This window comes from Corynebacterium macclintockiae (assembly GCF_027570165.1).
GTDB lineage: Bacteria > Actinomycetota > Actinomycetes > Mycobacteriales > Mycobacteriaceae > Corynebacterium > Corynebacterium macclintockiae.
Genome location: NZ_JAKMUV010000016.1, coordinates 26978 through 37677, shown reverse-complemented (window position 1 = coordinate 37677; position 10700 = coordinate 26978). Strand labels below are relative to the sequence as shown.

At 62.8% G+C, this 10700-nt stretch carries 7 protein-coding genes; 2 read left to right on the top strand and 5 right to left on the bottom strand.

The genetic code is table 11. The features are described 5' to 3' along the window. Positions 1 to 803 precede the first annotated feature (803 nt). Both ahpF and ahpC read right to left on the bottom strand, forming a co-directional pair. Entirely contained in the window at positions 804 to 2384 is a 1581-nt protein-coding gene (ahpF, locus tag L8U58_RS09660; RefSeq protein WP_034969443.1) for an alkyl hydroperoxide reductase subunit F, read from the bottom strand. Between the two features lie 184 nt (positions 2385 to 2568). Continuing rightward, positions 2569 to 3132 (bottom strand): alkyl hydroperoxide reductase subunit C, encoded by a 564-nt coding sequence (gene ahpC / locus L8U58_RS09655; protein WP_034984431.1) that lies wholly within the window; start codon positions 3130 to 3132, stop codon positions 2569 to 2571. 392 nt (positions 3133 to 3524) lie between these two features. Between ahpC and L8U58_RS09650 the strand changes: the two genes are divergently transcribed. After that, positions 3525 to 5024 (top strand): YeeE/YedE thiosulfate transporter family protein, encoded by a 1500-nt coding sequence (locus L8U58_RS09650; protein ID WP_035004936.1) that lies wholly within the window; start codon positions 3525 to 3527, stop codon positions 5022 to 5024. Positions 5025 to 5133: 109 nt separating this feature from the next. Continuing rightward, positions 5134 to 5865: an acetolactate decarboxylase gene (gene budA / locus L8U58_RS09645; RefSeq protein WP_035005003.1), complete on the top strand. Its 732-nt coding sequence runs from the start codon at positions 5134 to 5136 to the stop codon at positions 5863 to 5865. A gap of 63 nt (positions 5866 to 5928) precedes the next feature. On the opposite strand, the gene L8U58_RS09640 is transcribed toward budA, so the two are convergent. From L8U58_RS09640 to L8U58_RS09630, 3 genes are all read right to left on the bottom strand, one after another. Beyond that, positions 5929 to 8256: a 3-hydroxyacyl-CoA dehydrogenase NAD-binding domain-containing protein gene (locus L8U58_RS09640; protein ID WP_269955229.1), complete on the bottom strand. Its 2328-nt coding sequence runs from the start codon at positions 8254 to 8256 to the stop codon at positions 5929 to 5931. 107 nt (positions 8257 to 8363) lie between these two features. Then, positions 8364 to 9593, bottom strand: a complete 1230-nt coding sequence (locus L8U58_RS09635; RefSeq protein ID WP_034972619.1) for an acetyl-CoA C-acetyltransferase — start codon at positions 9591 to 9593, stop codon at positions 8364 to 8366. A 203-nt stretch (positions 9594 to 9796) separates the two neighbouring features. Further along, a complete protein-coding gene (locus L8U58_RS09630; RefSeq protein ID WP_269955228.1) occupies positions 9797 to 10627 on the bottom strand; it encodes a class I SAM-dependent methyltransferase in 831 nt (276 codons plus the stop codon). Positions 10628 to 10700: the final 73 nt, after the last annotated feature.

Below are 10700 nucleotides of genomic sequence, written 5' to 3'. Positions count from 1 at the left end.
GTGAGGGCGGAGCGCAAACGCATGGTGGTCCTTTGCTGGTAGTGAGAATTGCATTAAGTTTCTTAAATAGTACTCACACTTCCGCTATTTCCGCTGGGTTTGGCGCGGTCTGCTAGCGCTTGATATTTGCGCCATGCTGTCAGTAATTGCCGAGTTTCCTGGGGTGCTGTGTAGGTCGGAAAGGGGTGAAGAAAGGACCTAAAGTAGCGATCGGAAGTCTTGCAGGCTTCCTCGGGAGGGGTGGGAGTGGCGGGTTCGTCTTGGCGGGAGGGAGCTAGCTCCCCCGTGGACGGTTGAACCTGCTCCACGGAGGGGTTCTGGGATGCGGAATTGTCGGAAAAGTTGCAAAACGTAAATCTCGGGACACATCTCTGGTTGCGGAGAACGCTCTGACCAGGCATTTTATGTAGATGAAAAATGTACCCAATAACGTTCTGCAACTTTTCCGACAATTAAGCCCCAGTGTTGGGCTTTATGGGTGCGCTCGACAGCGCAGAGCGGAGTCAGTCTGGGTGGATGGGGTGTGCTGGGCGTTGGCCTGGGTAGATCGAGATGTGCTGGGGTGTCGGCCTGGGTAGATCGAGGTGTGCCGAGGTGCTGAAAATGGGGCTTCAGGGGCGGAAATGTCGCTAGAACGGGAATGCGCAACCGTGTGCCATGGGCACCCTTCTGGCGGAAAGTCTCTGACCTGCGGTTTTGCAGTAGTGCAAATTGTTTGCAGTAACGCATTCCCGTTCTAGCGACATTTGAACTGAAGGCCTGGCGGCCACCATGCCAGCCAGGCCGCCAAACCAGTTAGTCCCCTACGCCTTCGGCGCAGTCACCGTGTACTGCCACGCGCCCAGCGCAGCGTTTGCGCCAGCACCCTGGGCAATCACGATCTGCTTGAAGGGCACTTCCGTGCAGTCGCCGGCGGCGTACACGCCAGGGATGTTGGTGGCATTGTGCTCGTCCACCACGATCTCGCCCATCTTGTTCAGCTCCAGGCCACTCTCGCCCAGCCACTGGGTATTCGGCACCAGGCCGATTTGGATGAACACGCCCGCGACGTCCAGCGACTTCGACTCGTCGTTAGTGCGGTCCGTGTAGGTCAGGCCGGTGACGTTCTTGCCGTCGCCCACGATCTCCGTCGTAGCTGCCGACGTAATCACGTCGATGTTCGCGGTTTCCTCCACGCGCTGCATCAGGATGTCATCCGCGCGGCAGGCCTCGCCGAACTCCAGAACCGTCACGTGCTTCACCACACCTGCCAGGTCCAGCGCGGCTTCGATGCCCGAGTTTCCGCCGCCGATCACGGCCACGGACTTCCCCTTGAACAGCGGGCCGTCGCAGTGCGGGCAGAAGGTCACGCCCTTGTTGCGGTACTCTTCCTCGCCTGGAACGCCCAGGGTTCGCCACTGTGCGCCCGTAGCGATAACGAGGGCACGGGCGCGCAGGGTGGCGTCATCCCCAAAGTGCACCGTGTGTAGGCCACCCTCCTCGGTGGCAGGGGTCAAGCCGGTCGCGGCCTGGGCCTTCACCACGTCAATGTCGTACTGGCCGACGTGCTCTTCGAACTCCGCCGCCAGCTTCGGCCCCTCGGTGGAGGGTACGGAGATGAAGTTCTCGATGGAGTTCGTGTCCAGCACCTGGCCGCCGAAGCGCTCGCCGATCAGGCCGACGCTCAGCCCCTTGCGGGCAACGTAGATGGAGGCCGCTGCACCCGCCGGGCCCTGGCCAACGACCAGCACCTCGTAGGGCTTCTTCTCGTTCAGCTTCTTCGCCTCGCGCGCGGCGGAGCCAGTGTCCAGCTTGCGCACGAAGTCTTCGATGGTGGTGCGGCCCTGGCCGAACTCCTCGCCGTTCAGGTAGATGGTCGGCACGGCTAGGACGTTGTTCTCCTTGACTTCGTCCTGGAACAGCGAGCCCTCCACCGCGGTGTGCTTGATGCGTGGGTTCAGCACCGCCATGGTGTTTAGCGCTTGTACGACGGTCGGGCAGTTCTGGCAGGTCAGGGACATGTAGGTGACGAACTCGTAGTCACCGTCCAGGTTTTCTACCTGCTCGATCAGGTCCTGGTCTTCCTTGATCGGGTTGCCGCCGACCTGCAGTAGCGCCAGCACCAGGGAGCTGAACTCGTGGCCCATCGGGATGCCCGCGAAGGCCACGGAAATGTCGCTACCAGTGCGGACGATGCTGAAGGAGGGCTTGCGCTCGTGCGCGTCGTCGTCGCGGTGGGCAGTGATCTTGTCGGATAGCCCGGCGATGTCCTGCAGCAGCTTCTCCAGGTCCTCGGAGGCCGAACGATCGTCCAGGCTGTACACCAGCTCGATGTCCTTGGTGATGCGGGGGACGAGCTGGCCGAGCTGCTTGCGCAGGTTGTCGTCCAGTAGTTGCTTAGCCATGGGGTGCTCTCTTTCTTTGTTTATTGACGCCACCCTGCGGGGGTGCGCCACACGTGGGTTCTTCGGGGGATGGGATTTGTTGGTGGGGTAAAGGCACTAAAAACGGCGGGCGGGATCCGTAAGTGGAAAGCCCGGCCCGCCGTGGGTTTCCCGCCTGGGTGCGGCGGGGGAGTGGAAGGGGAAGTTAGATCTTGCCAACCAGGTCAATGCCCGGGGTCAGGGTGTCTTCGCCCTCTTCCCACTTGGCGGGGCAGACCTCGCCCGGGTGCTCTGCAACGTACTTAGCGGCCTTGACCTTGCGGACCAGCTCGGAAGCGTCACGGCCGATGCCCTCGGCGGTCTGCTCGATGTACTGGATCTTGCCCTCCGGGTCTACCAGGAAGGTTGCGCGGTCTGCCTGGCCGGCGCCGGGACGCATGTTCTGGAAGTTGTTGGTCAGCTGGCCGGTGGAGTCGCCCAGCATGTAGTAGTTAACCTTGCCGACCTGCTCGGACTCTGCGTGCCATGCCTTGTGCACGAAGTGGGAGTCGGTGGATACGGCGTAAACCTCTACGTCCAGGCCCTTCAGCTCTTCGTAGTGGTCAGCCAGGTCGCCCAGCTCGGTGGGGCAGACGAAGGTGAAGTCGCCCGGGTAGAAGAAGAAGATGGACCACTTGCCCAGGACGTCGTCCTTGGAAACCTCGGTGAACTCACCGTTGAAGAAAGCGGGGTTCTTGAAATCCAGAATCTCGGTGTTGATGAGGGACATGCTGTGCCTCCTTGGGGGCTTGGTTTCGGGTTTAAGTTGGCAGTTATTCACAACCGTCGCCACAAAGCCTACCGATTTTCTTCAGTCTTGTTTTGAAGTTGAAGTGGATCATCGGGGGCGGCAATGTGGGCTGCTTGATTGCGATCCACCACCCATTATAGCGATGGCTTTGTAAAAGTCAAGGATTGATAGGTTTAGATTGGTGGCGGGCTATGGGTTTAAATCGGAGGTCGCTATCAATGCTGATTTATGGGGCCTTGCGTGCGGTTTGTGAGGCTTCGTATGTGATGAACCTCTCTTAGGGCTTGAGGGAGAGTTGCCCGGGAGGCTAATATTGCGCATTCAAACAGACAGACAGATCGGTTCATTTTTAGTTTGGAGTAGGGGAACCCATGATTGTCACCGGATTGGCTTTAGGTGCTGTCCTTGGCTGGGTCATGCAACGCGGCAGGTTCTGCGTAACCGGCATGATTCGCGACATTTTCTTGAATAAGACCTGGCGGGGCTTCACCGCCCTGCTTATCGTCATCGCAGTCCACGCGGTCGGCCTTGCCGCCCTCACAACTGCGGGAGTGATTACACCTGAGTACAAGCAGTTCGCACCGCTCGCCGTCGTGCTGGGTGGTCTGCTTTTCGGCATGGGCATCGTGCTGGCGGGCGGCTGCGCATCCGGCACGTGGTACCGCTCCGCCGAAGGCCTTATCGGCTCGTGGCTGGCACTGGTCTTCTACGCAGGCAGCGCCGCCGCTATGAAGGGCGGTTCGCTTAACGCCCTCAACGAGGGACTGCGCAGCTGGGAGCTGCCCATCACCACCATCCACGGGTCTCTGGGGCTCTCCGTGTGGTGGCTCGTCATCCCATTCACGCTAGGGGTTGCTTTCCTTACCCGCCACTTCCTCGCTCAGGAAGCTAAGGCGCCGAAGATGGCGACCCTGAAGCCGAAGAAGACAGGCCTCGCGCACCTACTGGCGGAAAAGCCCTGGCACTTTTACCCCACCGCGGCCATCATCGGCGCGCTGGGTGTGCTCGCATGGCCGCTGTCGGCAGCGACGGGCCGCAACGACGGGCTCGGCATCACCAGCCCATCGTCCAACCTGTCTAAGTTCCTCGTCAGCGGCGAAGACACGGTGGACTGGGGAGTCATGCTGGTGCTCGGTCTGCTGGTGGGCGCCTTCTTTGCCGCCAAGGCGTCCGGTGAATTCCGTCTGCGCGTTCCCTCCGCTGAACAGGCAGTTCGTTCCGTCATCGGCGGCGTGCTGATGGGCGTGGGCGCCTCCGCTGCCGGCGGCTGCACCGTGGGCAACGGCATGGTGCAGACCTCCCTGTTCAGCTACCAGGGCTGGGTTGCGCTGCTGTTCATCGCCATCGGAATTGGCGTTGCGGCCAAGTTGTGGCTCAAGCCCACCGATGCGGTGCCGGGGCAGGCGTCTAACCCGACGCCCAACCAGCCGAGCCAGTCGCAGTCTTCCCCGCGCACCGCACAGTCTGCACAGTCCACACAGTCCGCTGCAGAGCAGAAGGCCATGGCGGCAGAGCTGGGCTTCCAAACCACGGGCACCCTGCTGCTGGATCGCAAGGCCACGGCTGCGGAAAGCGCCGAATCGAGTGGCATCGGCGGGGACAGTGACCTCGGCAGAGACAGTGACCTCGAGCTGGTCGGCGACCGGACTTACAAGCTCGACACCCTTGGTGCGGTTTGCCCGTTCCCACTGGTGGACGCGAAGGCGGCAATGGCCGACCTGTCCGTCGGGGACTCGCTGCAGATTGACTTCGACTGCACCCAAGCCACCGATGCCATCCCGCGTTGGGCTGCCACCGATGGCCACGAAGTCACGAACTTTGAGCAGACCACCGACGCAGGCTGGACCATCACCGTGAAGAAGGGCAGCTAGGCCACCAGCAGCCTATTCGGTCCCCACCGCCCCGCATTGGGGGTGGTTGGGGCGAGAGGGGCGTCACTAAGAAAAGCGAGCAATGGGCGAGCACGGCAACAATGGGCACATGAGCGACTCACCGGTAACTAGGCACACAATCTTCCAGAACTCCCTGATGACCGCCCTGCTGGACGGCATTTACGACGGCGAGATGACCGTCGGCGAGCTGCTGGGCAAGGGCAATTTCGGGCTGGGGACGTTCGACGCGCTGGATGGCGAGATGGTCATCATCGACGGCGTTTGCTACCAGCTGCGCCACGACGGCAGTGCCACCCGCGCCGATCTGGAAACCCGCAGTCCCTATGCCGTGGCCACGAACTTCGTGCCCCGCATCCGCCGCCGCGCCCCGCAGAACATTCGCCGCGCGGACCTGTCGAAGTTCATCGACGGCATGACGCCCTCCTCGAACTACATGTACGCCGTCCGCATTACCGGGCACTTCAGCAGCGTGGTCACCCGCACGGTCGTGAAGCAGAAGCCGCCCTACCGGCCGATGGTTGAGGCGACGGATGATGACGCCGAGCAACACTTCACCGACGTCACGGGAATTATCGCGGGCTTCCGCACGCCGGTTTACGAGAAGGGGATTTCCGTCCCCGGATGCCACGTGCACTTCATCGACGATTCGCGCACCGTCGGCGGGCACGTGCTGGACTTCACCCTGGAAGAGGGAAAGATCGAACTCTGCCCAGGGACCGACCTGGAGCTACGCCTGCCGCTGACTAGTGCATTCTCCGAGGCGAATCTGGACCCGGAGGACCTGGATGCGCAGCTGCACAAGACGGAAGTAAAGGACTAGCCCCAGCTAGTGGCTCCGCAGAACCAATAACCGGGGCTAGTCACTAAAGGGGCGATAGAAGAACTACTTCTTCAGGGACTCCAGCGGGGTGAAGCGCTCGCCGTACTTAGCGGCCAGCTCCTCGGCGCGGGCAACGAAGCCTGCAACGCCGCGGGTCGGGTAGTCGCCACCGTCGCGGTCCGCGACCTTACCCTCCGGCAGGGTAGCGGCGGCCGGGCGGTCGTAGTTCTTGATGTACTGGCGGGTACCGCCGGTCCAGGCCGGGAAGCCGATGCCCATGATGGAGCCGATGTTGGCATCCGCATCGGAGGTCAGCACGCCCTCGTCGATGCACTTCTGGGTCTCCAGAGCCTCGGCGAACAGCGGGCGCTCCACCAGGTCGATGAAGGCCGGCGCGTCAGCCGGAACGTTGGAGCCAGCAGCCACGCCGCTCGGGTCAGCGTCAGCCTTCTGGGCTGCGCCGGCGGCAGCGGTGTCCAGGCCGGTGCCTGCAACGGTGGACTCGCCGTCAGCGACCTTCACCTTGCCGGCGCCCAGCTCGTCCCACAGGCCGCGCCACAGGCCGGTGCGGCGGCCTTCCTCGTTGTACTCGTAGAAGCCCTTGCCCTCGAGCTTGCCCGGGCGGTCGTAGACGTCCAGCATCTTGTCCACGATCTCGGTCACGCCACCGTCGTCGACGGTCAGGCCAGCGGCCTCCTGAGCTGCCTTGGTCTCGGAGCCGATCTTGCGGGCCAGCTTCAGGTTCAGCTCGTCCTGCAGCTGCAGCGGCGGTGCCGGGTAGCCAGCCTGGCGGCCAGCGGCCTCGATGACGGCCGGGTCGATGCCCTCAGCCAGCATGCGCATAGCCTCGTTCAGGAAGAAGCCGATGACGCGGGAGGTGTAGAAGCCGCGGGAGTCGTTCACGACGATCGGGGTCTTGCGGATCTGGCCGGTGAAGTCCAGGGCTGCAGCCAGGGTCTCGTCGGAGGTCTCCTCGCCCTTGATGATCTCCACCAGCGGCATCTTGTCTACCGGGGAGAAGAAGTGGATACCGATGAAGTCCTTCGGGCGCTTCACGCCGGTAGCCAGCTCGGTGATCGGCAGGGTGGAGGTGTTGGAGCCCAGCACGCAATCCTCCGGCACGGCTGCCTCGATCTCCGCCCAGACCTTGTGCTTCAGCTCGGTGTTCTCGAACACGGCCTCGATCACGATGTCACAGTCGGACAGGTCGGAGTAATCGACGGAAGGCTTGATGCGGTCCAGCAGAGCCTTGGACTTCTCCTCGGTGGTCTTGCCGCGCTTCAGCGCCTTGGCCTCCAGGCCCTCGGAGTAGGACTTGCCCTTCTCGGCAGCCTCCATCTTGATGTCCTTCAGCACAACCTCCATGCCAGCCTTCGCTGCCACGTAGGCGATCGCTGCACCCATCATGCCGGCACCAACCATGCCCAGCTTCTTGAACTGCTTCTTCTCAACGTCCTTCGGGCGGGAGCCGCCACCGTTGCAGTACTGCAGGTCGAAGAAGAATGCCTGCATCATGTTCTTGGAGGTCGTGCCGGTGACCAGCTCCACGAAGTAGCGGGTCTCCACAGCCAGGGCCTCTTCGATGTTCTTCAGCTGTGCGCCCTCAACGGCGGCCTTCAGGATGGCCTTCGGAGCCGGCATCGGTGCGCCCTTGATCTGCTTGGTCACGTTAGCCGGGAAGGAGGGCAGGAACTGTGCCAGCTTCGGGCTGGTCGGGGTGCCGCCCGGGATCTTGAAGCCCTTCTGATCCCACGGCTGGGATGCTTCCGGGTTCTCCTTGATCCACTTCTTGGCAGCGTCGATCAGCTGGTCTGCCGGGACGACCTCGTCGATCAGGCCGGTCTTCAGTGCGTCTTCTGCGCGGAACTGGCGGCCGGTGGTCAGGACCTTCATCAGTGCGTCCTGGATGCCCAGCATGCGGACCACGCGGGTCACACCGCCGCCACCCGGCAGCAGACCCAGGGTGACCTCTGGCAGGCCAACCTTTAGGCCCTTGGCGTCAGAAGCAATGCGGTGGTGCGTGGCCAGAGCGATCTCCAGGCCACCGCCGAGCGCCGCACCGTTGATGGCGGCGACGACCGGCACGCCGAGGGTCTCGATGGCGCGCAGGCCGGCCTTCATGCCGTTGATCTGCTTGGTGATTGCTTCTGCGTCTTCCGGGGTGGACTTGATCATCGACTTGATGTCGCCGCCGGCGAAGAAGGTCTTCTTCGCGGAGGTAATGACCACGCCCTTGGCCTCGCCGGATTCCACTGCGCCCTGCAGCTTCTCCACCAGCTCAGGCAGCTCGCCCTGGAAGGTGTCGTTCATGGTGTTGACCGGCTGGTTCGGGTCGTCCATGGTGATGGTTACGATGCCGTCGCCATCCTGGTCCCACTTGAACATGCTCATGTGTGATGCTCCTTGTTTTATTTATTGACGCCCTCACGCTTGCGTCCGCGGGAGGTTGTCAGAGGAAAATTGAGTGTTTCTTGTGTTTTGGTCTGCGGGAAGGTCGGTTAGACGCGCTCGATGATCGTGGCCACACCCATGCCGGCTGCGACACAGAGGGTGATCAGGGCGTAGCGGCCGCCGGTGCGGTGCAGCTCGTCGACGGCGGTACCGGTGATGATCGCGCCGGTCGCACCCAGCGGGTGACCCATGGCGATGGCGCCGCCGGAGACGTTCAGCTTCTCGTCCGGGATGTTCAGCTCGCGCTGTGCACGCAGAACGACGGAGGAGAATGCCTCGTTGATCTCCCAGATGTCGATGTCCTCGGGCTTCAGGCCAGCCTTTGCCAGAGCTGCGCGGGAGGCCGGTGCCGGGGCGGTCAGCATGATGGTCGGCTCCACACCGGAGGTGGCGACGGAGACAACGCGGGCGCGCGGGGTCAGGCCGAAGTCCTTACCAGCCTGCTCGGAACCGATGGCCAGCAGGGCTGCGCCGTCGACGATGCCGGAGGAGTTACCGGCGTGGTGCAGGTGGTTGATGCGCTCCAGCTGCGGGTACTTGGTCTGTGCGACAGCGTCGAAGCCACCCTGGTCGCCGATCATGGCGAAGGCGGGCTTCAGGCCGGACAGGCTCTCGACGGTGGTGCCGGGGCGGATGGTCTCATCGCGGTCCAGCAGGGTGATGCCGTTCTGGTCCTTCACCGGAACAACGGTGCGGTCGAAACGGCCCTCTTCCCAGGCCTTGGATGCACGCTCGTGGGAGCGGGCAGCGAAGGTGTCGAGGTCCTCGCGGGTCAGGCCGTCCAGGCTGGCGATGATGTCAGCGGAGATGCCCTGTGGGATGAAGTCGTTGTAGAAGTTGGAGGCCGGATCCATTGCCAGGGCGCCGCCGTCGGAGCCCATCGGGACGCGGGACATGGACTCCACACCACCGACGAAGACCAGGTCGTCCCAGCCGGAGCGGATCTTCTGTGCGCCCAGGTTCACGGCGGTCAGGCCGGAGGCGCAGTAGCGGTTCACCTGGAAGCCGGTGGCGGTGTACGGCAGGCCGGCGTTCAGGGCGGCGGTGCGGGCGATGTCCATGCCCTGGTCGCCAACAGGGGTGACACAGCCAGCAATGACGTCGCTGATGCGGTTGGGGTCGATGCCCGGGTTGCGCTCGATGATGGCCTCGATCAGGCCGGAGAGCAGGTCAACGGGCTTCACAGTGTGCAGGGAACCGCCCGGCTTACCCTTGCCACGGGGGGTGCGGACGGCGTCGTAAATGAATGCCTCAGGGGCGCCAGTGTTACTGGTCATGTCAGTCCTATTTCCTATCGTTCTCGACAGTGATTCATTAGTGCAATGATCGGCTAGGGCAGTGGCTCGTTAATCCAGTGACCTAGCAGGTCACAACACTAGACTTGTGTCTCACGCCACATTACCCGTTCTTCGGGGAAATAGTTGTAGTCTTATGTCTTTTTCTGCCCCTTTATGGTGCCCCCGCTCCAATGGAGTTTGTGTTAGATCTTCTGGAACACCAGCACCAGGTTGGAGACCGCGAATTCGCGCAGCCCCGGAACCTGCACCATCCACCATGCCCACCAGGGGTGATAGCGGGGGAATGCGGCCACTAGCTCGGCGCCGTCCACCTTGCGCGCATACTCCAGCCCCTCGCCGGCGGAGACGTTAAACAGACTCTCACCCCAGCGGTTCTTCGGCGGCTTGCCCATCTTCTTCTCGTAGCGCCGGGCGGCAAACTCGCCACCCACGTAATGCTGCCACAGGCCGGTTTCGTGCCCGCCGAATGGGCCAAGCCACACCGTGTAGCTGTAGATCATCACTCCGCCTGGCTTCGTCACCCGCAGCATCTCGTCCGCCATCCGCCACGGATCCGGTACGTGTTCGGCGACGTTGGAAGAGTAGGTGATGTCGAAGGCGTCACTAAGAAAAGGTAGGTCCAGCCCCGAACCCCGCACCGAGGTCTGCAGCTTGATGCCCGCGGCGGCCATCTCGCCAACGTCCGGTTCGCAGGTGTAGTAGTCCGCGCCGGCCTTGTCGAAGGCCACGCCGAAATACCCCGGTCCGCCGCCGACGTCCAGGATCTTCGCGTCGCGTAGGGGCTCGTTCTGGCCTGCACCGCGCACACCCGCGTAAATGTCGCGGATCAACCCGACCGTGTCCTCGGCCAGGTGGCCGTAAAAGATATCGGGCTGGGTCTGCTCGTACTTAAAGTCGTTCAGCAGGCCGAAGGAACGGCGCAGGGTGGCGCGGCGGCGGAAGATGCTCAACGCTTGGCGCTGCCGGGAGCGCTGTTGGGAGTGCTGGCGGGAAGGGTGGTTATTCGGGCTCATCGAGTGTCTATCTTTGCAGGTTCGGCGCCGGTTCTGCGGAAGATTCGCCAAAGCTATCTAAGGCGCGGGCGGG